This is a genomic window from Chloroflexota bacterium, assembly GCA_016235055.1.
Lineage (GTDB): Bacteria > Chloroflexota > Anaerolineae > JACRMK01 > JACRMK01 > JACRMK01.
Window position 1 is genome coordinate 60,744 of the sequence record JACRMK010000007.1, and the last position, 25,153, is coordinate 85,896.

General features: G+C 67.9%; 12 protein-coding genes. All 12 read left to right on the plus strand.

Going from position 1 to position 25,153, the window contains the following annotated elements; genetic code table 11:
- Positions 1-20 precede the first annotated feature (20 nt).
- The 12 genes from HZB53_01715 to HZB53_01770 all read left to right on the plus strand — a co-directional run bounded on the left by HZB53_01715 (position 21) and on the right by HZB53_01770 (position 24,971).
- Complete coding sequence (locus tag HZB53_01715) at positions 21-2,126, plus strand: hypothetical protein (GenBank protein MBI5876340.1); 2,106 nt, start codon at positions 21-23, stop codon at positions 2,124-2,126.
- Positions 2,123-4,003, plus strand: coding sequence for a glycosyltransferase family 39 protein (locus tag HZB53_01720; protein MBI5876341.1), 1,881 nt, complete (start codon positions 2,123-2,125; stop codon positions 4,001-4,003). Before HZB53_01715 ends, HZB53_01720 begins: the two co-directional genes overlap by 4 nt.
- Positions 4,004-4,014: 11 nt before the next feature.
- Positions 4,015-6,816, plus strand: coding sequence for a glycosyltransferase family 39 protein (locus tag HZB53_01725; GenBank protein MBI5876342.1), 2,802 nt, complete (start codon positions 4,015-4,017; stop codon positions 6,814-6,816).
- A complete protein-coding gene (locus tag HZB53_01730; GenBank protein ID MBI5876343.1) occupies positions 6,813-8,972 on the plus strand; it encodes a glycosyltransferase family 39 protein in 2,160 nt (719 codons plus the stop codon). Before HZB53_01725 ends, HZB53_01730 begins: the two co-directional genes overlap by 4 nt.
- Complete coding sequence (locus HZB53_01735; protein MBI5876344.1) at positions 8,969-10,792, plus strand: glycosyltransferase family 39 protein; 1,824 nt, start codon at positions 8,969-8,971, stop codon at positions 10,790-10,792. Before HZB53_01730 ends, HZB53_01735 begins: the two co-directional genes overlap by 4 nt.
- A gap of 77 nt (positions 10,793-10,869) precedes the next feature.
- Complete coding sequence (locus HZB53_01740; protein MBI5876345.1) at positions 10,870-12,816, plus strand: glycosyltransferase family 39 protein; 1,947 nt, start codon at positions 10,870-10,872, stop codon at positions 12,814-12,816.
- On the plus strand, positions 12,813-14,939 hold the full coding sequence (locus tag HZB53_01745; protein ID MBI5876346.1) for a hypothetical protein: 2,127 nt from the start codon (positions 12,813-12,815) through the stop codon (positions 14,937-14,939). The genes HZB53_01740 and HZB53_01745 overlap by 4 nt, the downstream gene beginning before the upstream one ends.
- Positions 14,926-17,178 carry a hypothetical protein gene (locus HZB53_01750; GenBank protein ID MBI5876347.1) on the plus strand — a complete coding sequence of 751 codons (2,253 nt, stop codon included), beginning with the start codon at positions 14,926-14,928 and terminating at the stop codon, positions 17,176-17,178. The genes HZB53_01745 and HZB53_01750 overlap by 14 nt, the downstream gene beginning before the upstream one ends.
- On the plus strand, positions 17,175-18,941 hold the full coding sequence (locus HZB53_01755; protein ID MBI5876348.1) for a glycosyltransferase family 39 protein: 1,767 nt from the start codon (positions 17,175-17,177) through the stop codon (positions 18,939-18,941). Before HZB53_01750 ends, HZB53_01755 begins: the two co-directional genes overlap by 4 nt.
- A 454-nt stretch (positions 18,942-19,395) precedes the next feature.
- A complete protein-coding gene (locus HZB53_01760) occupies positions 19,396-21,651 on the plus strand; it encodes a YfhO family protein (protein MBI5876349.1) in 2,256 nt (751 codons plus the stop codon).
- Positions 21,648-23,504: a glycosyltransferase family 39 protein gene (locus HZB53_01765; GenBank protein ID MBI5876350.1), complete on the plus strand. Its 1,857-nt coding sequence runs from the start codon at positions 21,648-21,650 to the stop codon at positions 23,502-23,504. The genes HZB53_01760 and HZB53_01765 overlap by 4 nt, the downstream gene beginning before the upstream one ends.
- Positions 23,505-23,531: 27 nt before the next feature.
- Positions 23,532-24,971: an O-antigen ligase family protein gene (locus HZB53_01770; protein MBI5876351.1), complete on the plus strand. Its 1,440-nt coding sequence runs from the start codon at positions 23,532-23,534 to the stop codon at positions 24,969-24,971.
- The last annotated feature ends 182 nt before the right edge of the window (positions 24,972-25,153 follow it).

The window sequence follows — 25,153 nt, forward strand, 5'->3', positions numbered from 1 at the left end:
CCCGATCTGTCTTTATCCACATGACGACACGCTGGACGAAAACAGACTGGCTGCTGCTGCTCGGCGTCGTCGCCGTGGCTGCCGTCTTTCGCCTCTGGCGGCTGGAGCAGACGCCGCCCGGCTTCCAGTTCGACGAGGCGTATAACGCCGCCGACGCGCTGCGCATCCTCGGCGGCGAGCGCCCGCTCTTCTTCGAGGCCAACGGCGGGCGCGAAGCGCTCTACGTCTACCTGATCGCCCCGTTCATCGCCATGCTCGGCGTGGCGACGCCATTCGCGCTGCACCTGGCCTCGGCGCTCGTCGGCATCGCCAGCGTCGCATTATGCTACGTGCTCTGGCGACACGTCATGCCGGACGACGAGCGCACCGTGGCGGCGCTGGCCGCGCTGTTCATGGCCGTCTCCTACTGGCACATCCACTTCTCACGCTACGGCATCCGCGCGATTCTGATGCCGCTGGCGCTAACCGCGATCGTCCTGTCGCTCTGGGCGGCGACACGCCCCGGCGCGCGGCGTGAATGGGTGATCGCGCGCGCCGCGAAGAACTGGCACGCCCTGCCCGGCGCGCCGTTGAGCGCGCTGCTCGCATGCGGCGTCCTGCTCGGTCTGTCGATCTACGCGCACCCGGCCGCGCGTTTCATCCCCGTCATCGTCGTGTTCTGGTATGCGTGGACGTGGTGGCTGGGCGCCGATTCGCCGCTCAAGCACTTCGCGCCGGACCGCGCCTGGCCGCTGCTGCGCGACCTGCTGATCATCGCCGTCGTGTCGCTCGTGGTGTTCCTGCCGCTCGGGATCTACTTCCTGCAGAATCCCGATGCGTTCGTCGGCCATCCGACGGTTGTTGCGATCACCGACCAGCGCGTGGCGGGCGGCAGCGTGCTTGGCGCGCTGGCGTCGAACGCCCTGGCGGTCGCCGGCATGTTCTTTGTGCGCGGCGATGCTGCCTGGATTCATAACCTGGCGGGCCGGCCGGTCTTCGATGCGGCCGCGGCGGTGTTCTTCGTGCTCGGCCTGGTTGAATGGGTGGTCCGACTGCGCGCCAAGCAGCCGGCGGCGATCCTGCTGGCGATCTGGCTGCCGGTCATGCTGGTGCCGACGCTGCTGTCCGACGGCGCGCCGAACTTCTCGCGCGCGATCGGCACGCTGCCGGCGCTTTTCGTGCTGCCGGCCTGGGGTGCGCTGCAGGCGTTCTACCTGCTGCGTCACCTGTCGCGCCGGCTGCTGCCCCTGCGCGCAGCCGGACGGCTGGCGGGCGCGGCCTGCGCGCTCGCGCTGCTATTGGGCACTGTTGCGACCTATCACGACTACTTTGACGTCTTTCCCGCGCGCCCGGAGTTGTACGTCGCCTACGATGTGGACAAGCTCGACGCGGCGCGCCAACTGGTCGCGCAGTCGGCGGCAAACCGCGTGTTCACGCCGCCCCTGCTGTCGCAGCACGCGACGTTCGAGTTGCTCACGCGCAACGCCCGGCTCAAGTCGTTCGACAACGGCGAGGTGATGGTCTTGCCGGCGCGCGGCGCGCAGAAAGGCATGTTGTACGCCTTCCCTTCCGACGCCGACCCGGCCTACATGGACGAGTTCGAGCGGACGTACGGCGTGCTGGCGCAAAAGCAGATCGTGCCCGGCTCGAACGGTGCGCCGCTGCTCGTCGAGTATGTGATTGCGCCGGCGGCGATCCCGGCCGACGCGGGCGGCTTGCCGTCTGCGCTGCCCGTGACGCCGAAGCGTTTGCTCAACGCCGACTTCGAGGGCGAGATCCGATTGGTCGGCTATCGCGTGGCGGATTCGCCCGACCGCCAGAAACCGTTCCAGTTGACGCTCGTCTGGCAGGCGCTCAAGCCGGTGTCGCGCGACTACACACTCTTCATTCACCTGAACGATGCCAATGGCAAGCGCGTGTCGCAGCGCGACCGCCGCCCCGGCAACGGCTCGTACCCGACGACCGTCTGGAGCCCCGGCGACATCGTGATCGAGACGTACGAGGTCTGGCCGGAGTCGGTGCGCGGTTCCCTGCAGTTCGCGCTCGGCTGGTATGATCGCGTCGACGGCGCGCGGGCGCGCGTGCTCGACGCAGCCGGCCGGCCGCTGGCCGACAACGTGACGTTCGCGGCGGAGGGCACGCCGTGATGCGAGCGACGCGCTGGCTGCTTGCCTACCCGGTGGCGCCGGCTGCGGCGCTGTTCGTACTGTGGGCGGCGCTGCATCTCGACGGCGCGAGCTGGGACTACGACGAGGGCGCGCATGCCTTCGGCGCCTGGCTCGTCTTTCGCGGCCACCCCCTCTACACGGAGACGTTCGCCGCCTACACGCCCGGCTATCTGATGGCGGTCGTCGCGGGCTACAGCCTGCTGGGCGCGACGCTGACCAGCGCGCGCTTCGTGACCGTGTTGCTCGCCGCGGTGGGCCTGCTTGGCACAGCAGTCATCGCGCAGATGCTCGCGCCGCGCTACAAAGCGGTCGCCGGGTTGTCCGCCGCGCTGCTGCTGTTCGTGACCCCGCAGTTCTTCCAATGGTCGCGCGCCGCCATGTCCGACCTGCCATCGGGCGCGCTGATGGCGCTGTCCATTGCGCTGGCGCTCGGCTATCTGCGGGATGGGCGCGTGCGTTTCCTGCTGATCGGCGAGATCGTGCTCGCTGCGACGCTGTGGGTGAAGCTGGTGGCGGTTGGCGGCGTGGCCGGCTTCGGCGTGATCGTGCTGGCTGGCCTATTACGGCATCGCACCACCTGGCGTTTGGCCGTGCTCGGCTCGCTGGTGGTCGGCTTGCTCTCGCTCGCGCCGTTGCTCGCCTTCGATGTGCCAGCCATGCTCGATCAGGCGATCTGGTTTCACGTTCGCAAGCGCGCCGCCTATGGCGATGATCTGGCCGGCAACCTGGCGGCGCTGGCGCAGTTCCTCGGCGCGAACCTGTGGCTCGTCGTGCCGTCGCTGTGGGCTGTGGCGGCATCGATCTGGCGCGGGCGCACAGAGCGGGTCACATTGGCCGCCATTGTGCTCTGGTTCGCGGCCGGCTTCGTGACGCTGGCCTGGCAATCGCCGCTGTTCCCCTCGCACCATCCGGTGGTGCTGGTCTTCCCGCTGGCGGCGCTGGCCGGCGCGGGCGTGGCGCACATCGCGGACGATCTGGCGGCGGGCCGCACGGCACTGCGGGCCACGAGCGCACTCGTCGCGCTGGCCGTTCTGGCGACCCTGATCGGCTTGCCCGACCGGCTGGCTGCGGTCATTGCGCCGCCAGCCCAGCCGGACGCTGAAGAGGCGATCGGGCTGCTGCGCGCCGTAACGCCGTCCACGGATCTGCTCGTCAGCGACGCGCAGGTGATCGCCCTGCGCGCCGAACGCGAGTCGCCGCCGGCGTTTGCGGACACCTCGTCGGCGCGGCTGGTGAGCGGCAGCCTGACGCCGCAAACACTGATTGACGGCGCCCGCGCGAGCGGCGCCAACGGCGTCCTCTTCTGGAGCGGCCGCCTCGAAACAGCCGAACCGTTTGGCGCATGGGTGCAGGATAACTTTCATCTGGTCCGCTCGGCGTTCCAGAAACCGGTGTCACCGTATCGACTGTACCTGCGCGATGCGCACCCTCAATTTCCGCAGGCGGCACGCATTGGCGACGGTATCGGCTTCGCCGGCTTTGACCTGAACCGGCGTTCCGGCGCGCGTATTGCGGCCGGGCAGATACTGTCGGTTACGCTCTACTTCCAGCGCATTGGACCGATTGACCGCGCGTACACCGTGTTCGCGCACCTGCTCGCGCCCGATGGTCATCTGGTCGTGCAGGAAGATCGCCCGCCGTTGCAGGGACGTTATGCCACGAACGACTGGAAGCCGGGCGAGTGGATCATCGACGAGTATGCGATGGCGCTTGACGCTGATCTGCCGCCGGGCGAGTACCGGCTCGCGGTGGGCATGTACGCGCCGGACAGGCTGAAACGCCTGCCCGCTTATCGCTCAGACGGCACCCGCTACGAAAATGACGCCGTCGTGCTCGGCTTGCCGGTGATGCCGTAATGATGAATCGCATGCTCCGCTCACGCTTTGCGCCGCCGATGCTGGTGCTGCTGCTCGCTCTGCTTAGTGTAGTATCGGTCGCGCTGGGCAGCGGCACGCTGCCAGCGGTCGTCGCCGCCTACCTGCTCGTGTTCGCGCTGCCCGGCGCGGCGCTCGTGCTGGCGCTGCCCGCCGACTTGCGGCCGCGCGCGTGGCCGGAGCGCGTGGTGGTGGCGCTCGGCACCAGCGTCGTGCTCTCCATGCTGGCGGTCTGGGGTGCGTCGCTGCGAAACGGCATGGGCATCCTGGAACGCTGGGCTGTCATCGTCGCGGCCATGACCTCACTGCTGTCGCTTATCGCGCTTGTGCAGGCGCGCCGGGCTGCGCCCCCCGCGCCCCGCGCTCCCGAAGTCGGTTTGCAGGTTCCGCTGGCCGGGTGGCTGCTGGTGCTGGCCGTTGCCGCGTTCTTCCGCCTGGCCATGCTGGGTTATGGCGAGTATTACGACGACGAGCTCGACGTGGTGCAGTCGGCGCGCTCGTTGCTGCTCGGCCAGAGCAACGTGATCCTCGAACACCGCAAAGGCCCGACCGAGATCTGGCTGGCGGCGGTCGCGGCGGGCACAGCCGGCCGCTTCGACGAGACGACGGCGCGCCTGCCGTTTGCAATCGCGTCGCTGGCTGCCGTAGCCGTGACCGTGTTGATCAGTGAGCGTTTCTATGGCCGTCGAACCGCCGTCATCGCCGGGCTGATCATCGGCGTCGAGGGCATCTTCCTGGCGTTCAGCCGCCTGGTGCAGTATCAAGGTGTCGTGCTGCTGATGCTCACGCTCGTCGTCTGGTTCGCGCTGCGCTTCCAGCAGGCGGCGACGCGCCGCGAGCAGGTCTACTGCCTGTCGATGGGCGCGCTGTTCTGGTCGTTCGGCACGCTGACGCACTGGGATGGCCTGGTCGTTGGGCTGGTGCTGGCCTACGTTGTCGCGCGCCGCTGGCTCTGGCCGCTGCGGCAGGGCGGCTGGCGTTCTGCGCTGCCGGTGCTCGGCGGACTGTCGCTGGTGTCGCTGCTGGCGGTGATACCGCCCGCGCTCTTCTACGTGCAACTCGCGCTCGCTCCGAAGACCGCGCAGGCCAGGACTTACTACGATGCGCGCGTCGGCTACGGCCTGTTCAACAGCCTGCCGGAGTTCATGGCGCACGCGACGTTCTACAATGCCAGCCCGGCAGTCGGCCTGCTCTTGCTCGTTGCGGGCATTGCGTTGCTGCGCCGGCTGACGCGCCGCACGTCTGTGCTGGCCGTACTGGCGGCTGTGCCGTTTCTGTGGCCGGAGTTCCTGCAGTTTGGTGCATGGAATCTCTCAATCGGCGTGTATCTGGCGCTGCTGGTTACGCTGCTGGCTTCGCCGCGCAACGATGAGCCGTCGCGCCCGGTCGCGCTCTGGCTGCTGGCTTACCTGATCGTCTACGCCACATTGATCAAGTCGGCCGGTTTGCACTTCTACACGCTGATGCCGGCCGTGGCGCTGCTGGCGGCTGATCAGGTGACGGGCGGGCTCGGCTCCGCGCCGTGGCTGGCGCGTGCGCGCACTGCGCTCTGCGCGCTGGCTCTGGCGGCGGCATGCACGTTCGGCTATATCGCCTTCATCAGCCCGGACGAGTACGGGCTGAACTACCCGGCGTCGGCGCTGGCGTGGTCGCCGAGCCCGGTTAAAACGCGCCCGACCGACTACTTTTTTGGCTTCCCGTATCGCTACGGCTGGAACGTCGTCAGCGTGCTGTACCGGCAGGGCGTCTTGCGCGGTAAGTTCGATACCAACGAGACCTACCTGGTCACCGATTGGTACGTGCGCGACATCGAGGCGGCGCGTGCCGACGAGCCGCGGTACTACTTGCAGGCGGAAAACGCGCCGCGCGCCGGCAAGGCGCCGGCCGATCTGGCCGACACGTTCCACCTCTGGGGTGAGGTGCGCGTGCGCGGTGCGACGCGCATCCGCATCCATGAAAACAACCGCTACCCGGCGGGCGGGCCGGTCGTCTATGACGCGGAATCATACCCGACCGACGACCCCGACCTGCTGGCGCGCTCCATCATGTACCGCAGTGCGCGCGGCGACGATCGCGCCTTTCGCGATCTGGGCAAGTTCCTCGACGGCGCGGCGACTGCGCGCGACGTGGTCGTGATGGATTCGCCCCTGCAGGATGGCGTTCTGCCCTACTACTACCGGGGCGGCGCCCGCCTCGCCCCGTGGCGTGGCGCCGTCTCGGGCACCGATCTCTCGGCTCCGGGCGCGACTTACTACGCCGCGTTGTTCGCGCCCACCGGCTCCGAACGCTGGCTGGCCGAGCACCTGTACCCGCTGGAGGGTCGCTGGTTTGGCAGCGTTCGCCTGCTTTCGTATGCGCCACCCGCCGCAGATACGCCAGTACAAACCAGCGGGGCGCAATTCGGCGACGCGATCAGATTGCGCAATTATGCTGTCGGCCCCGCGACGGTGCGCGGTGGCGATGTCGTGCGGCTGGCGCTGCAGTGGCAGGTTGCGGGCCCGCTGCCGGCGCGCTACAAGGTTTTCGTGCACGTGCTGGACGCGCAGGGCAAGGTCATTGCACAGCGCGATGCCGAACTGGTGGCTGATCTTGCGCCGGCGACGGCATGGACGCCGGGTGAGACGCTGATCGATCATCATGCCATGCGCCTGCCGGCCAATCTGCCCACGCAGAAACTGCGCGTGGCGCTGGGCTTCTACGACCCGCAGAGTGGGGTGCGGCTGCCAGTGCGCGACGCGCAGGGCGCGCTGTTGCCCGACGGCCAACTCGTGATCGACGGAGCGGAGGCGCCGTGAGCAGCGCCTGGTACCGCCCGTCGCGCCTGACGGTGATCGTGCTGGCCGCAACCGCCATCAACGCGCTGATCATGGTCGCAGCGGCGACGCGGCACTTGGAGCCGTTTGCCGATCTGGCGACGTACTACCAGGAAGCGCTCAATCTCGTGCATGGGCGCGGCCTGTCGCTGGAGATCAAGAACGTCGTGAACGCGGCGACGACGCATCCGCCATTCCCGGTCGGCGACCGCGTGCTCTACCCGTTGATCGTCGCGGCGGCGATGACGGTGTTTGGCGAGTCGCTCGCCGTGGCCAACGCGGTTTCGGCGCTCGCCACGGCGCTGACCGCGCTCCCGCTCTATGCGTTGGGGCGGCAACTGTTCGGCGCGCGTGCCGGCATGCTCACCGCCCTGCTCTTCACGCTGAACCCGTTCTACCATATGCTCGGCATCGGCGGCTGGACCGATACGACGGCGACGCTATTCTACTATCTTGCGCTGGCGTTGCTGGCCGCATACGTACACGCGCCATCCGGCCGGCGTCGGTCGCTGGCGTTGGTTGCGGGGTTGTCCGCCGCGCTCGCTGCGCTGGCGCGCGAGGATGCGGTGGTGCTGGTCGTGGCGTTGGCCGGCGCATGGTGGCTGGCGGGGCGCCGCCCTGCCGACGCGGTAATGCTGATTGCCGAGCCGCTGCTCGTTTTTGCCGCGCGGTCGGCCTACCTGTGGCAGACATTCGGCACGCCATTCTACAGCGAGCGCGCTTATGCCCTGCTGCCGCGCTGGCCGCTCTGGTACACCATCGGATCATGGAACCTCGCCGAGTATCTCGACTACGTTGGCGGCGTCGGCGGCGCGGCGGGCATCCGCATATTCAACTACGCGCGTTTCATCGAGAACCTGTTTTCGGACGGCATCCTCTACGCCACGCAGCCCGGCCTGATGCCCGTTTTCTTGCTGATCGCGGTGGGTGCGGCATACACTTTGCCGGCCGGTCGCGCGCGATCGCTGCTCTGGTTGTTCAGCGCAGTCGCGCTGGCGCAGTCCGCGCTGGGCATCGGCTACCCCGGCTATGCGGGCAACAGCACGGAGGTGCGGCACGGCCAGTTGATCGCCCCGTTCCTGTTGCTGCTGGCCGGTGCGGGCTTGGTGGCGCTGTTCGAGCGCGGGCGGCTGAAGCGTGCGCTGGCGTTCGGGCTGGGCGGCCTCTATCTGCTGTTCGCCGTGGCCTATCTGGGCGTGTGGGCGAACACGCTCGCATCGCCCGCATACCGCGGCCCGATCGTGCAAGCGGCGGAGTGGGCGGACGCGCACCTGCCGGCCGATGCGGTGCTACTGACGCGCCGCGCCGCCGAGACGCGCTACTTCTCCGGGCGCACCGTCATCGCCACGCCGTCGGCGCCGTTCGCGGATCTGATGGCGTTCGCGCAACGGCACGGCGTCACCCACATAGTACTGAGCGACGCCGACCGCAACGGCGCGCCAAACCTGGTGCAGGGCCTGCGCCTGTTTCCACAGAACTTCAAGAGCGTCTATGCGGCCGCCGACATTCGCATCGTCGCGATTGCCGATTATCGCTTCCCGTCTGCGCTCCCGCCAGCCGCCGATCTGTATGCCGGCAAGACGACCGGCCGGCCGGACCGACTGATCAACTGGGAGCAGTTGACGCCCGGCGGCGCCGGCACGATTCTGAGCGACCTGACCGAGGGCTGGAGCGGCGCGCTCGCTGCGGCGCAGCGCCCCGAGCCGCCCGCGCCGCGCACGGTCGACGTCGCGTTGACCGCCGGCGACCGCATCGTGCTGGCGCGCTATGTGCTGGCCGCCGATGCGCTGCGGCCGGGCGACGACTTGCGCATCACGTTGCAGTGGCAGGCGCTCGCGCCGATGAAGCCGAACTACGTCGTTTTCGTGCACCTGCTCGACGCGGGCGGCGTGCTGCGCGCGCAGCAGGACGCGCCGCCGCTGGATGGCGCGCGCCCGACCTATCAATGGGAGGCTGGCGAGTGGATTGACGACGCGCGCAGCGTGCATATCCCCGGCGATGCCGCTGCCGGTCGCTACATGATCGAGGTCGGTCTGTACGACTCCGGCACCGGTCGGCGCCTGCCGCTGACTGATGCGCACGGTGCGCGCCTGCCCGATGACCGCCTGCTGATCGACGGAATTGAGGTGCAGCCGTGAGCGCGCGGCGGTTTGAGCGGCTCGCCCTGGCAGGTATCGTGCTTGCCGCATTCGCCTTGCGCGTCTATCACCTTGACGCGATGTCGTTCTGGAGCGACGAGGGCATCAGCGTCCTGCGCGCGCAGCTGGACATTCCCGCGCTGCTGGCGAACCTGCCCGCCGAGCACGTGCCGCTCTACTTCGTCAGCCTGCACTACTGGATGGGCGTGGCGGGCGAGGGCGATTTCGCTGTGCGCTTCTTCTCGCTCTGGTTCAGCGTGCTGGCTGTGCCGCTCGCATACCGACTCGGTCTGGCAGCGACCGGGCAGCGCGCGGTGGCGTGGCTGGCCGCGCTCCTGCTGGCGGTCAACCCGTTGCAGATCTGGTACGCGCAGGAAGCGCGCATGTACAGCCTGCTCGTCGCGCTGGTGGCCGGCGCAGCCTGGGCGCTGCTGGCTGCCGTCGCCAGCCGGCGCAGCAGGCGGTCGTGGATCGCGTTTGCGCTGCTAATGGCGGCCGGGCTCTATACGCACTTCTTCGCCGCGCTCGCGCTGGCTGCGTTGGGGTTGTGGAGCGCGCTGGTCTGGTGGCGTGATCGCCGGTCATGGCGCGTGTTTGGCGTTGGCTACGGACTGCTGGGCGTGCTGTGCCTGCCGTGGCTGCCGCGCGCACTCGGTGCGCTGTCGTTCCCCGGCTGGCAGGAAGCCGCCGATCCGCTCTCACTGCCGTGGCGCTACCTGGTGGCCTACTCGGTCGGCAGCACGATCGGCGAACCGTGGCAATGGCTGGCGCTCGGCTTTCTCGTGTTGCTCGCCGTGGGGGCGTTCGTGCTGGCGCGCGTGCGCAGCCTGCCGGCATGGCTGCCGCTCGCGGGCGTCGCTGTGCCATTCGTGCTGATGATGGCGCTGGCACTGCGCAAGCCGGGCTATCATGAGCGCTACCTGATTGTCGTCACGCCGTTCTTTGCGCTCCTGCTGGCTGCCGCACTCGCCGGGCTGTGGCGCGGTGCGGCGCGCTGGCGGCGTCCCGTCGCGGTGCTGGCGCTGATCGGCATGCTGTGTGGCAGCGCGCTTTCGCTGGCCCGCATCTATGCCGACCCGCTGGTCGCCAAGCCGGACTTTCGCAGCGCGGCGCAGTATATCGATCGCTTGAGCCGCGATGGCGACGGGCTGATCTTCGACGGGCCCGACCCCAACAAAGCGTTCTACCGCTACTTCTCGCAGCAGAAGGTGACGGCGTTCGATGAGGGCCAGTTCGACCCGCAGGACATCGCGGAGGCCACCGCATTCCTGATGCGCGAGACGCCGAAGCGTGACCGCTGGTGGGTGGTGCTGTATTTCCACCCGCCCGGCCCGACCGAGGACTGGCTGGCAGCCAACGGCTTCCAGACGTCGTCGCGCTGGTTCAACGGTATCCGCGTCCTGCTCTTTGCGACGCCGACCGAAGCATCACTGCGCGCGGCCGCGCCCGCCAGTGTGCAGACCGCGCTACCGCTGACGCTGACAGTGCGCATGTCGGCTGCGGTCTACGCGGGCGATGTGCTGCCGGTTATTCTGCGCTGGCAGGCGACCGCCACGCTGCCGGCCGATTACCAGGCGTCGGTGCGCCTGATCGGCGCGGACGGCAGGGTGATTCGCCAACTGGACCGGCGGCCGCTCGACGGGCGGGTGCCAACCTCGCAATGGCGTCCTGACGACGTGCTCGACGACCGCTACGGCTTGCTGGTGCCAGAAGACACGCCATCGGGCGACTACACGGTGCAGGTGATCCTGTACCCGCTCAATGGCGCGCCGGCCTGGCATTCTGAGGGCCCGATGGTGCGGGTTCTGCCGCCCCCCTGATTTGCGAATCCGCGCCGGGTGTAGCACAATCCGATGCGGGCCGCTGCGCCGGTATTCCGCGCGGTGGCAACTGCCCAATGACTGTGACACCAACTGTCCCATCCGGCCTATCCGCTGCCAGTGATCTCCTGGCCGTCCGCACCCGCCTGCCGAGCCGCCTGTTCTGGCTGTCGCTCGTGCTGGGCGCCTTCATGCTGCGCCTGCACTGGCTGTATGCCGCCGGGTTCTGGTTTGACGAGGCGGCCAGCTACTACATCGCGGGCAAGGGGTTGGCCGGCATCCTGGACTATGCGCGCCTGTCGCCCGGCGAGCATCCGCCCGTCTATTACTGGCCGTTCCTGCTTTGGATGAACGCGGCCGGCACGACCGAGTTCGCACTGCGCTATTTTTCGCTCTTCTTCGGCGTGCTGTTCGTGCCGCTCTTTTACCGCTTCGCGCGCCGTCACTTCGATCACCGGCTGGCCCTGCTGGCGACGCTACTCGCCGTACCGATGCCGTTTCTCGTGACGTACTCGCAGGAAGCACGCATGTATACGCTGGTCATGTGCTTGTCGGTGCTGGCGGCCGATTACTTCCTGCGCTGGGTGCGCGGCGATAGCCGGGCGGCCTGGCTGCACTTCTTGTTCATTGCGCTGGCATTGAGCGTACACTACTACGCACTACTGTTGCTGGCCGCCGAGGACGTGTATCTCCTGAGCCGCCGCGATCTGTGGCGGCGCGTTGGGTTGCCGCTGGCGCTGGCGCATCTGGTGCTGGGTGGGGCGCTGGCGGCCTGGCTGTTCAGCGCGCGCGGCGCGGTGGCGTCGGTCGGGCTGGCGTTCCGCAACCCGCTGTTTGCGGGGCGCAGTTTTGACGAGACGGCGCGCATTGCGGTGGACCTGATGGTCGGCGGCGTCGTGATTCGCCCGCTGGACCTGCCGGATTACCTGCTGTCGGCGCTGGGCTGGCTGCTGGTGCTGCTCGGCATCCTCTGGGCGCACCGGCATCTCGATGCCTGGTCGCGCGGCGCGCCGCTGCGCGCGTGGCTGTTTGCGGTGGCGATTGTGCCCGTGCTGCTGGCAACGGTGGTGCCGTACGTGTATGCCGCGCGCTACCTGTTTGTGACGATTCCCGCCTGGCTGCTGCTGCTGGCATCCGGCTTGCTCTCGCTGCGGACGCACCCGCGCCGCGCCGCCGCCGCCGGGCTGCTGCTGGCCGTGATCGGCCTCTACGGGCTAAACCAGAATTACGGCTTCATCAAGAGCCCGTACCGCGAGATGTCCAACGTGGTGAACACCAACGGGCGGCCCGGCGACACGATCATCCTGCATGGTCCCGGCCAATGGCCGCTGGCGCTCTACTATCTGAAGGGCGGCTTGCCGCAGCGCTACATCCCAACCAATGCCGAGGCCGCCGAACTCGTAGACATCGACCCGGGGATGCGCGCGCTGCAGAACAGTAGTGCGCGCCTGTGGGTGGTGTCGGAACAGGCAATCGTCGTCGATCCCGGCAACAACGTGCCGCGCTGGCTGGCGCTGAACGCATACCCGGTCCTGCGTTTCTGGTTCAAGAACGGGCAGGCAGTCGCGCTGTACGCCTCAGGCAGTACATTGCAGCCGCCCCGGCTGTGGCAGTCGTCGTTTGGCGAGTGGCTCTTGCTGGAGCAGGCGGCGCTTTCGGCAAACACGGCTGCGCCCGGCGACAGCCTCGCCATCGAGTTGAAGTGGCACGCGTTGAAGCCGATCCCGCAGCCGCTTCAACTGCTCATGACGCTGCGCCTCGTCGATGCGGCCGACCGGGTCGTGGTCGAGCGTGTGACGAAACCGTGCGACGGCTTCTGCCCGATCGACGATTGGGTGCCCGGTGACTCGATGCCCGACCGGCACGGGTTGCTTGTTCCGCCTGATGCGCCTCCCGGCGAGTACCGCCTTCAGCTTTCCGTGTTCTCGCCGCGCCAGAACGCCGACCTGCCGGTGGCTGGCACGCCGGGGAGCGTGCTCGAACTGGCGCGCATCCGGGTCGGTCCGGCCGCGAGCGGGCGATGATCAGGAAGCTCGGCTGGCCCACGGCGGTTGCGCTGCTGTCGCTGTGGGCGGCCGCGCCCCTCTGGGCCGCGCCGTTCTTCGCCAGCGATGATGGCCTGTTCCATCTCTACCGCATCGCCGCACTGAACGATGCGCTCCGTCAGGGCGAGTTCTACCCGCGTCTGTTTCCCTCGTTCGCCTACGGCTACGGGCAGGCGGTGCTCGCCTATTACGGGCCGCTGAGTTACTACGCCGGTGTGTTGTTCCTGCGATTTGGCGCCGGCACGGTGGATGCGCTCAAGCTGGCGTTTGCATTTGGCTACGCGGCATCGGGCGTGGCGTTCTTTGCGCTGGCGTGGCGCTATGTGCCTGCGCTGCCCGCGCTGTGCGCAGCCGTCGCCTATGTGTACTTCCCCTATCGCATCGTGGAGACCTACCAGCGCGGCGCGCTCGCCGAGCACCTCGCCTTCGTATTCCTACCGCTAATCCTGCTGCCGGTCGGCCGCCGCAGCTTGACGTTTGCGCTGAGTCTGTTTGCGCTCGTCGTGACGCACAGCCTGACGGCGATGATCGCGCTTCCCTTTGCGCTGCTCTGGCAGTGGTTCGCGGTCCCCGCGCAGGAGCGCGGCTTGCCGCGTTTGGGGCGGCTGAGCGTGCACGTCGTGCTGGCGCTGGGCCTCAGCGCGTTTTACTGGCTGCCGGTCGCGCTGCAAAGCCGCTGGGTCGGTCTGAGCGCAGGGCTGGAAAACCAGGGCTACCTCGCGCACCTCGCGCCGCTCTGGTCGTTCGTCCAGCCCGCACTCGCGTTCCGCTACGCGCCCGATCAGATCGTCGCCGCCGATCATCCACTCGCGCCCGTTTCGCTGGCGCTACTGGTGCTCGCGTTGGCCTCGGCGATTGCCGCATGGCGCGCGTGCTCGAACGATGCGCCCATGCAGGTGCTGGCGGCTTTGCTGGCGGGCGGCGCGCTGTTCATGCTGTCCGACCTTTCGAACCCGATCTGGCTGGCCCTGCACAACCCGCTCACGTTCCTCCAATATCCGTGGCGCTTCATGACGCTCGCGGCGCTCGGCATCGCGCTCGGCGCCGGCTTCGCGCTGGCGCGGTTGGGCGCGCGTGGCAGCGTGGCGGCATTGCTGCTCGTGCCGTTCTTGGTCTGGGCGGCGATGGCCAACGCGCCGCTGAAGGCGCTCCCTGCGCCGGCAAGCGATGACGCGGCGATGTGGCAGACTGACTTTCAGAACCGGCAGATTGGCGCAACCTGGACCGCCGAGTATATGCCGTGGTGGGTGCAGGCTGACCGCACCGCGATCCCGGCGGCGTTGCGCGCGCCCGTGTCGACCCAGGCGCTGCCCGTCGACGGCGTCGAACCACTCGCGGCGGGTTACACATCGCGCGCCTATCAGGTCTCGGCGGCGGCGAGCGGTCCGGCGGTGCTCCGCTTCCATCAGTTTTATCTGCCGCAATGGCGCGTCACGCTCGATGGCCGGCCGCTGGCTGCGTACCCCTCAACCGAGTTGGGTTTGTTGACGGTTGAGTTGCCGCCCGGCAGCGCGGGACGGCTCGATGTGACCTTCGCGCTGCTGCCGCTGGAGCAAGCAGCCGTGTGGATCAGTGTTCTATGCGCCGCCGCCGGTGCATGGTGGCTGCGCGGCCGCGCGCTGGCTGTTGTTGTTGCGGTGGCGATCGTGGCGGGCGTCGTGCTGGCGTGGCCGTCGCCCGTAGCGCCACCGCCGCTGGCGATTGGCGCGCAACTGGGCGATGCGGCTGATCTGGTTGCGGCGCGCACCGATCGCGCCGACTACCGGCCGGGCGACACGGTGCGCGTCACACTGACGTGGCTGGCGCGACGGCCGATCGCGGAGAACTTCAAGAGCTTTGTGCACGTGGGCGCGCCGATGCTGGCGCAATCGGACAGTGACCCGGGCGGCGCCTTCACGCCAACGTCGCGCTGGGCGCCGGGCGAGCTCGTCGAGGATACCCGCGTGCTGACGATACCCGATGGCACGCCGCCGGGCACGCTGCCGCTCTTCGCCGGCCTGTACCGCTTCGAGACGCGCCAGAATTTGCCTGCCGCGCGCGCCGGGGTATTATTGCCTGATGACCGGGTTCCGATTGGAGCGATTCGCATTGTCAGCCGGTAGTCGCCGGATCGACGGGCTGGCGCTTGTGCTGGTCGTCGCCCTCTGCGTGCCGGCGCTCTGGCCGCTGCTGTCCGTGCCGGCCTGGCAGTCGCACGACGGCCTGCACCACATCTTCCGCATCGCGGCCTTCGTGGACGGCCTGCGCGGCGGCGAGTTGTATCCGCGCTGGGCCGATGGGCTTGGGTTTGGCTACGGCTTCCCGGTCACGCATTACTATGCGCCGCTGGCGTACTATCTCGTCGCCGCGCTGAATCTGGGCGGCATCTCGATCCTCGACGGCATCAAGCTCGCTTACGCGCTTGGCATCATCGCGACGGCGCTCGGCATGTTCCTGTTCGCGCGCCGCACGCTGGGTCCCATCGCGTCGCTGGTCGCCGCCGTCGCGTATGCGTATTACCCGTATCACCTGGCCGACATCACCATGCGCGGCACACTGACCGAGTTCATGGCGCTGGCGTTGCTGCCGCCGCTGGCGTGGAGCGCGGAGCGCATCGCCGAGCCGGCGGCGGCGCGCCTCGGCGGGCGCATCGTCGTCTTCGCCCTGCTGCTCGCCGCGCTGGTGCTGACGCACAACCTGACGGCGTTCCTGTTCCTGCCCGCGCTGGCGCTCTATCTGCTGCTGCGTTTCTGGCCGGCGGTGCGGCGTGCGCCGCTGCGCATGCTCGGCGGCTGGTTCGCGGGCGTGGCGCTCGGCTTCGCGCTGGCGGCGTTCTACTGGCTGCCTGCACTCGGCGAGACGGCCTGGATTCGCGCCGGGCAGGCCAGCGGCGGCGTGGACGATATGCCGTCACTGTTGACGCCGCTGGCGCAATTCGTCTCGGGTTCGCTCATCCAAATTTATCAGCCTGATGCGCCCGCGCAGCTTCAGCACCCGCTCGGCCTGGTCGTGGCGCTGGCTGCCGTGGTTGCGATCGTCGCGTGCGGTGCGCGTTGGCGGTTGCTGGATGAGCCGGTGCGCCGCACGGGGCTGGCGTGGGGTGCGGTCGCACTCGTCGCCTTGTTCGCCATGAGCGAACTATCGTCCGCCATTTGGAGCGTACTGCGTCCGCTCTCGCTCGTGCAGTTCCCGTTTCGCCTGCATGCGGTGCTGGGGCTGGCGCTGGCGTGGCTGATCGGCGCGGGCGTCGATGCGTTTCAGCGCGCGTCGCTGCCGCGCCCCGTTCTGGCCGTGGCCGGCGCGTTCGCGGTGGTCCTGATCGTCATATCACCGCTCGGTGCGCTGTCGCTCAGCGCGCAGTCGCTGCCGGGGCACAAGGAACCGCTCGACGCCTCGCAGATCAACGTCACCGGCATGAGCGAGTACGACTACCAAACAGCTTTGTGGACGCGCCTGTATGGCGGCGTCTGGCTCTTCGAGTACATGCCGGCCTGGGTCACGGAAGCGCGCGAGGAGTTCTTTCTGCCGCATGCTGTGGCGCCCGCCGTATCCCTGCCGTTGGCCGCGACGGTGGCTGCCGAACGCTATGCACCCGAAGTGCGCGTCCTCCGCGTGAATACGTCCGTGCCGTTCCGGCTCTCGTTTCACGCGTTCTACTTCCCGCCGTGGATGGTGCGCGTGGATGGCATTCCGGCGCCGGTCTACCCGTCGGGCGCGCTGGCACTGGCGAGTGCGGATATGCCAGCCGGCGAGCATCAGGTGACGCTTGAGTATGACGGCACCGTATTCAGCACGTTCGGCGCATGGCTGTCACTTGGCGCGTTGCTTGCCCTGTGCGGGATCGTGTTCATCTCACATCGCCGTGCGGGTGTCGCGTTGGTTGTGCTGCTCGGCCTGGGTGCGTCCACGTGGCTCTGGCAAGCGAGCGCGGCGCAGGCAGCGTATGTTGTGCAGCCGGTGCAGGCAACCTTCGACAGTCAGATTTCGCTGATCGGCTATCGTACCGATCGCGCATCGTATCATCCGGGCGACACGGCTGACGTGACGCTCTACTGGTTCGCGCGTCGCGCGCCCACCGAGAACTTCAAGGTATTCGTGCATCTCGATGCTGCGGCTGGGCGCGCCGGGCAGGCCGACGGCCAGCCGGGGCTGAACTTCTCGCCGACCACGCGCTGGCAGGCGGGCGAGATCATCGCCGACCCGTATCGCGTAAGGATCGCACAGACCGCGAAGCCCGGCGCGTACGATCTGCTGGCCGGCATGTACCGCACCCAGCCGGTGCAGAACCTGCCGGTCGAGTCGGCGGCCGCGACGCCGGACAACCGCGTGCGGCTCGGCACGCTGGAGATCGTGTCGCCATGACGCGGCTCGACGGCGTTCTGGCGCGCCTGCGCCTCTGGCATATCCTCGCCCTGTTCGCCGCGCTGGCGACATGGTCGTCGATCGTCGTTCCGCTTGGCGAAGGGCCGGACGAACTGCCGCACTTCACGATCATTCGCTACATCGTGCGGAACGGTCACCGCCCCGCCACACCGAACGAGCACGAGGCGTTCCAGCCGCCGTTGTACTACTTCATCAGCGCCGGGCTGACGTTCTGGATCAACACCGACGACTTCGTTATCAAGGCCAACGCGGACTACGACCCGGTCGCGCCCGATGCGCCAAAGACGCTGCTGCTGCACACCCGTGCCGAGGCGTTTCCATATCAGGGTTGGGCGCTGGCGTGGCATCTGATGCGCCTGACATCGGTGCTGATGGGCGTTGTCACCGTCACCGCGATCTACGCGACCGCGTTAGCGCTCTCCGGCGAGCGGCCTTTCGCGCTGGCTGCCGCCGTATGCACCGCGTTCCTGCCAGGCTTCATCTATATGTCGGCGGTCGTCAACAACGACGATCTGGCTACCATGTTCGCCGCTTTGCTCTGCTGGCAGTCGGTATCGCTGCTGCTGAGTTGCGCGCGGCTGACGGCCCGCCGCGCTGCCGCTATCGGGCTGCTGCTCGGGTTGGGATTCCTGTCCAAGACGAGTATGCTCGCGTTCGCGGCGCTGGTTGCGCCGGCGTTCGCCGCCGCCGCGTGGCTGCACAGCGGGCGGTTCATCGCCGGTGCGCGCGCCAGCCTGATCGCCTACGTCGTCGCGGTCGCGGTCAGTTTCTGGTACTTTGTGGACAATATCGCCGCGTTTGGCGACTGGCTTGGCTGGCCGCTGGTGCTGTCCGCCAACGCCGTGCGCACGCAGCAACTGGATCTCGGCGGCTGGTTGTCCGCGCTGGCGCAGGTCTATCGCAGCTTCTGGCTGGAGTGGATCGGCATCGCGCTGCCCGCGCCGCTGTTGGCGATTGTCAGCGTGTTTGCCGTGCTGGCCGCGCTCGGCCTGCTGTTGCGTGTTGCGCGCATGCCGCGCGACTGGCGCGTGCTCGCGCGCTCGCCGCGTTGGATGGCGGTGGCATGGCTGGCTGTGCTGGCGGCCATCATCGCCGCCTCGTGGATTCGCTGGACGCAGACGGTGCTCGGCACCGAACAAGCGCGGCTGTTCTACCCGGCGCTATCGCCGCTGGTGCTGGCGCTGGTATTCGGCTTGCGCGCCGTGCATCGCCGCCTGCCATGGGTGCTGGCCGGTGTGCTGTGTGTGCTGGCCGTCATTGCGCCGCCGCTCTTCTTCGCGCCCGCCTACGCCCCCGCGCCGCGTATCGCTGCGCTGCCGCCCGGCGCGCAGTCGATCAGCGCGACGTTCAAGGACAAGCTGCGGTTGATCGGCTGGGACGTGTCCGCCAAACGCGCCCGCCCGGGCGATGTGCTCAAAATCGGGTTATACTGGGAATCGTTGAAAGACCTGACTGACGATGACTGGCTGAAAATCCAGTTGCTCGATGCCGGCGACCGCTTCGTTGCGTTCAAGGATGGCTCGCCGTCGGCGGGGCGCGATTCGACCGACTCGTGGCGGCGCGGCGAGCGGATCGCATCGTTGCACCGGCTGGCCATGCCGCCCGACCTGCGGCCAGGCGTCTATCGCCTGACCGTCGGCATCCACCCGTATGGCCGCAAAAACTGGTTCCCGATCGACGAAGAAAATATGTGGATTGCGTTGAGCGACCAACTCGTGCTGACTGAGATTAGCGTCGAATGAAAACCGATCCACGCAGTGACACGAAGAAACACGAAATATCACAACTGTTTCCGTATCATAGGTACAACGGCAAACTGCCAGAGCCGTCCCTGTCGTCATGCCGGCACGGTGGCAGCCGGCATCCAGTTCTGCTTGTGGCAAATGTGCAGGCCACAGGCCAGGGCCTTTCCAAAGTCCGAGCCCAAGCTACCCCCATCCCAACCTTCCCCCGTTCGCAATTGCAGCGAACAGGGGAAGGAGCCAATTCCCTCTCCTGCGATGCCGTTTCTGCGTCGCGGGGGAGGGTAAGGGTGGGGGAGGTATTAACTTTGGAAAAGCCCTGGGCCACAGGCACAGTGCCTGGATTCCGGCTAAAATCATGCCGGAATGACGGGGTGGCGGGCCTGGGCCAACACACTTCCGGCATGCTCCCGCATCACTCGGTGCGCGCTTGCTGCCCGGCGGGACCGAGCCGGTGAAAAATCGCCTGCCCGACGCAACCCTGCTCGCGCTGCTGCTGGCGCTGCCGCTGCTCTTCCACTGGCGCATCCTGGCGCCGGGTGCGCTCGACCGCGGCTCGTTTCCGTCCGGCGACTTTGCCGAGCAGTTCTACGCGTTTGCACGCTTTGCGTACAACGAACTGTCGCACGGTCGCGTGCCGCTCTGGAATCCGTACACCTATGCGGGGCACCCGTTCCTCGCCGATGTGCAGTCCGCCGTCTTCTACCCGCCGTCGCTGCTGGTGATGCTCGCCGCGTCCGCGCTGGGCGGCTTTTCGCTGTTGGCGCTGGAGTGGCAAGCCGTCCTGCACTTCTCGCAGGCGGGCATCTTCACCTACCTTTTCGCGCGTGACGCCCTGGCGCGCATGTCGGACGTTGGCGTGACGACGCGCGTGCGCGGCGCAGCGTTCCTGGCGGCACTCGTTTTCACGTTCGGCGGCTACCTGACGTCGTACCCGTCGCAGCAACTGGCGGTGCTGGAGACCGACGTCTGGCTCCCATTGGTGCTGCTGGTGCTCGGCCGCACTTATCGCGCACGCACGGTGGGCTCTGGCGCGGCGCTGGCGGCTGGTTTCGTCTTTGGTATTGCGCTGCTGGCAGGGCACCCGCAGTCGGCGCTCTACGTGGGGCTGGCCAGCGCAGCGTATGCGCTTTTCACGGCCCGCATCGAGCGTGTGTCGTGGCGCGCGCTGCTCGTCTCGCTCGGTCTGTTCGGTGTTGCTGCGCTCGGCGTTTCAGCGATCCAGTGGCTGCCGAGCTTCGAATTCATGCGCCTGTCGTCGCGGCAGAGCCTCTCATACGATGATTACGCGCGCGGCTTCGACCTGCTCGACCCGTTGCAGATGCTGCTGCCCGGCTCGGTCAGCGCCTACTCGCCGCTCTACGCTGGCATCGTGCCGCTGGCGTTGGCGCTCATGGCGCCCGCTCTTTCGCGCCATGGGCGCAGACTGATCGCATTCTGGATCGGGCTAGCTGTCGTTGCACTGGCGCTCTCGTTCGGCGGCAACCTGTTCTTCTACCCGCTGCTCTATCTGTTTGCGCCGCTGTTTGCGCTGTTTCGCCAGCAGGAGCGCGCGGCGTTCCTGTTTTCGTTCGCGCTCGCGATGCTGGCCGGGCACGGCGCGCTCGCGCTCTGCGCGCCGCTGCCGCGCGGCCTGCATCGCCGCCTGCGCGCATTCAGCGGGTGGGCGTTTCGCGCTGTGGTACTTACCGCGGCGTTCTTCGTCCTGCTGTACTTTGCGTGGATGGTCGCCGAGCTTAAGCATGACAGCCCGTTCCGCGAGGCAAGCGAGCGCGCCGTCTGGCTGGCGTTGATGCTCGGCGGCCTGGCGCTGCTGCTCGCGTTCCGTCTGCGAATGCGCTGGCGCAGCGCGCGCCTGCTGGCGCTGGCGGCCGTTCTGGTGGGGCTTGACCTGTTCACGGTGAACTGGCAGACGAACTTCCAGCCGTTGCCGCCCGAGGCGCAGGTGCAGCCGCCGGCGTACCTATCGCTAATTCAGGCCGACGCGTCCGAGTTCCGCACCTACAATGAGTATCGCCTCTTCGGCAACTTCGGCGACACGTTCGACCTCGCAGACACCTGGGGCGCGAGCCCGCTGCGGCTGGCCGCCTACGAGCAGTTCCACAAGCTGCCGCTGGCGCGCGTCTGGGGTCTGCTCAACGTGAAGTATGTGATCACCTGGCGGCAGTCGCTGGCTGAACTGGGCGTCATGAGCGAGGTGATTGCTTCGCAGAAGATCAGCGACAAAGAGTCGACGTATGTGCATCGCCTGGCGAACGTCGCGCCACGCGCTGCGCTGGTCGGCGTGGTGGACGTGGTGCCGGGGCAGGCTGAGGCGATGGCGCGGCTCGGCGCGCCGGAGTTCGACTTCGCGCGGCAGGCGATCGTGCCCGCGCCGGTGGCAGTGAATGCTCCCGATATACGGGGCGGCGTCACGCTGCTGTCTCGCACCGCGAACGGCTCGACGTGGCAGGTGAACGCCAGCCGCAGCGCCCTGCTGGTGCTGGCCGAGAACGATTACCCCGGCTGGCGGGCGCTGGTGGACGGCGTCGATGCGCCCATCGCGTGCGCCAACGTCATCATGCGCGCGGTCGTCGTGCCGGCCGGCACGCACCGGGTCGAGTTTGTGTTTGACCCGCCCGTCGTCAAGCTCGGCGCGGCCATCTCGCTGTTCACGCTTGCCGCGCTGGGTGCGGTCGCCCTGTGGTCGCGCCGGAGGCATGCCGCGTGAAGCGCTATCGCGTGCCTCTGCTGCTGTCCCTGCTCGGCTGGGCGACGCACCTGTTCCGCGCCGATGCGCAGTCTCTGCGCGGCGACGAGTCGTTTGACGTGCTGTTTGCCCTGCAGCCGCTTGGCGAGATCTTCTATCAGGATCGCTTCAACCAGATCTACCCACCTCTTTATCACACGCTCGACCATTTCTGGCTGCTACTGGCCGGCACCTCGCAGCTCAGTGCCCGCTTCATCGCGCTGGCTGCAGGCGTCGCGCTTGTGCCGCTGACGTACCGGCTGGGCCGCACCCTGCTCGGCGAGGCGGCGGCGCGGCTGGGGGCGCTCTTGGTAGCTCTGCACCCGTTCCTGATCTGGCACTCGCAGGACGGGCGCATGTACACCCTGCTCGCCGCGCTGGCGCTGGCCTCGGCGCTGGTCGCGGAGCGCATCTGGCGCTCGGCGGGCGGGCGTGTAGGGCTGGCGCTCTGGACGGCGTATCTCCTGCTGACGACGCTCAACATCCTCAACCATTACTTCGCCTACTTCGCGGTGTTCGCCATCAACGTGGTCGCGTTGCTGCTCTGGTGGCGTCGCCGCTGGCCATTGGGGTTCTACCTGCGCTGGTTCCTTGTCAATGCGCTGGCCGGCGTGGTCGCCATCATCTGGTTTGCCCTCGCCTGGGCGCGCATCGCCGGGCATAGCGAGCCCTGGATCGAGCCGGTCTCGCCGCTCGACGTGCTGGGGCGCAGCGCGCTGGCGTACTCGCTCGGCACGACGGTCGAATGGGCGCAAGCGTGGCCGTTCGTCGGTGTCATGCTCGGGCTGGCTGTGCTCGGCGCACTGGCGGTGGCCCGCGGCGCACCGTATGAGCGTGAGCGTTCCGCGCTGACGGCGCTCGGCATCCTGACTGTGTTGCCGCTGGCGCTGATCTATGCCGGCTCGCTCTTCCGCCCGATGTACGATGAGAAGTTCCTGATCTTCATCGTGCCGTTCTACATGCTGCTCGCGGCGCGCGGCCTGCTGGCGCTGGGCCGCTGGCGCTGGCCGCTGTTCGCTGTGGCAAGCGCCGGCATGCTGCTCGCGCTGGTCAACTACCACACGGACCCTCGCTTCGCCAAAGCGCCGCCTTGGCGCGAGACAGCACAGGCGATCCTGTCGCAGGCGCAGCCCGGCGATGTGGTCGTATACAACTTCCCCGACCCGTCGATGCCGTACCAGATTGGCGACCGCCTGCCGATCGTCCTGGTGCCGGGGCAGGGACCGGGCGACCCGGCGGTCGCCAGGCCGCTTGGGCCGGAATCGGTCGAGCCGGAACTGGACCGGCTGGCCGGCGCGTACAACCGCATCTGGTTCGTGCCGCAGCCCGCGCCGAACTGGGACCGCGACGGCGTGACCGGGCAGGTGCTAACGCGCTTCGCCGACCGCGACTACGAGACGTCGTTTGGCTCGCTGCGGCTGGAGCGTTATCTCTCGCCGCGCGCGTATCAGGCGCTCTGGTCGCCGATTGGCGCGGCGTTTGGCGATGGCATCGAGTTGCTGGCGTACCGTGCCGCGCGCGTACCCGGCGCCGTCCGGCTCACGCTGTACTGGCGGGCGGCGCGTGTGCCGGCCAAAGACTACACCGTCTTCGCGCACCTGCTGAACGAGGCCGGCGCGCTGGCGGCCCAGCAGGACAACCCACCGGTCGGCGGGTCGTATCCGACGACGCAGTGGGTGCCGGGCCGCACGATTGTCGACCGCTATGATATAATAATGAGTACCGATCTGCCCTCGGGCCGCTACCGTTTCGAGGTCGGCCTGTACGATGCGGGCGGCACGCGCCTCCGCGCCGGCAACGACGATAAGGTCGTTTTCGGCGATTTCAGGCCGTAATGTGCCCGTGCAGCACCGGTCGCTGTCATGTTGAACTCTCTCCGCTGGGCGTCTGCCCCGCTTCTGCTCACCATCGCGCTGGTCGGCATCGCCGCCGGCGCGCTTGTGGCGTTTGTCAACCCGCTGATCGGCTTCGCCGCGCTCGTTGGGCTGCTTGGCGCATCCGTGCTGGCGCGCGACGCGCAGTGGGGCCTGTACGGCGTCATGGCGATCGCCACGCTCCTGCCGTTTGCGGCGATTCCGCTCAATATCGGCTTCAACCCGACGTTCCTCGACATCGTCACGCTACTGCTCGTCGCGGTCTGGCTGGTGCAGGTGGCGACTGGGCGGCGCGCCGGCTGGCACACCACCGCGCTCGACCTGCCGGTGCTGCTCTTCCTCGCGCTGGCGTTGACGGCGTTCATTCTCGGTCTCGGCGCGGCCGGCGTCAGCGTCGCCACCCTGCGCCGCTTCGTCGAAATCCTGATGGCGATCGGCGCATACTTTGTCGTCGCCAATGTGCTGCGCGCGCGTCCCGATCTGGAACGCGCCGCCAAAGTGCTACTGGCGCTCGGCTTCGCCGCCTCGCTGATCGGCATTATCCTGTACGTCATCCCGGACGCGCTGGCCAACCAGTTGCTCAACACCTTGCGCGTCGTGCGCTACCCAACCGGCAACGTGCTGCGCTACATCGAGGACGATCCGTCTCTGCCCAAGCGTGCCATCGCCACCGCAGTGGATCCGAATGTGCTGGGCGGTCTGCTGATCCTGATGATCTCGTTGGCCATCCCGCAGTGGTTTTCGCCGCGCCGCCTGTTCCGTCGCGAACTGATCGTGGCGATAGTCGCGGCGACCGGCCTGTGCCTGCTGTTGACGTTCTCGCGCGGCTCGCTGCTCGGCGCGGGGGTGGCCGTCGGGTTCATCCTGTTCGCCCTGCTCTCGCGGCGCATGCCGCCGCTGGTCGCCGCCGTCATAACGGGGGGCAGCATCGTGCTGGGCGCCGCGCTCGTCTTCGGTCTGCTGTGGGTGCTGCCGTGGACGCAGTCGTACGCGACGCACCTGGTCGAGGGCATCCTGGGGCAGGATCGCGCCACGCAGATGCGCTTCGGCGAGTATAAGGATGCACTCAATCTGATCGCGCGCTACCCGTGGTTCGGCGTCGGCTTCACCGGCGTGCCGGATGTCGATCTCTACGTCGGCGTATCGTCGCTCTACCTGCTGATGGCGTCGCGCATGGGGTTGATCGGCCTGGCATCGTTTGCCATCGTGATCGTGGTCTTCTTCACCAATCGCTGGGTCGTCTTCAAGCGCGCGGCGGAGATCGATCCGATCCTGCTCGGCGCGCTGGCGGCGGTGCTCGGCGCGCTGGTCGGCGGCATTTTCGATCATTACTTTTTCAACCTGGACTTCCCGCACTCCGTCACGCTCTTCTGGCTGTTCGTCGGCATGGCGATGAGCGCGCATTCGGCGGATGGCAATGATGTGTAGGGGCACACTGCGTGTGCCCCGTGGGTTGTGCACCACCGGCGCGTGCAACGCGCCCCTACGGCGAATGGTGGCGATGCGCGCACTCGAGGGATGACGACCATGCGTAGGGGCACACTGCGTGTGCCCCGTGGGTTGTGCACCACCGGCGCGTGCAACGCCGGGCGCATGCCATGCGCCCCTAC

Bases quoted from the DNA above. Each gene is read 5' to 3' on its own strand.
- HZB53_01755 (MBI5876348.1), top strand. From the start codon at position 17,175: ATGACGCGGCTCGACGGCGTTCTGGCGCGCCTGCGCCTCTGGCATATC.
- HZB53_01770 (MBI5876351.1), top strand. From the start codon at position 23,532: ATGTTGAACTCTCTCCGCTGGGCGTCTGCCCCGCTTCTGCTCACCATC.
- HZB53_01725 (MBI5876342.1), top strand. From the start codon at position 4,015: ATGCTCCGCTCACGCTTTGCGCCGCCGATGCTGGTGCTGCTGCTCGCT.
- HZB53_01715 (MBI5876340.1), top strand. From the start codon at position 21: ATGACGACACGCTGGACGAAAACAGACTGGCTGCTGCTGCTCGGCGTC.
- HZB53_01740 (MBI5876345.1), top strand. From the start codon at position 10,870: ATGACTGTGACACCAACTGTCCCATCCGGCCTATCCGCTGCCAGTGAT.
- HZB53_01745 (MBI5876346.1), top strand. From the start codon at position 12,813: ATGATCAGGAAGCTCGGCTGGCCCACGGCGGTTGCGCTGCTGTCGCTG.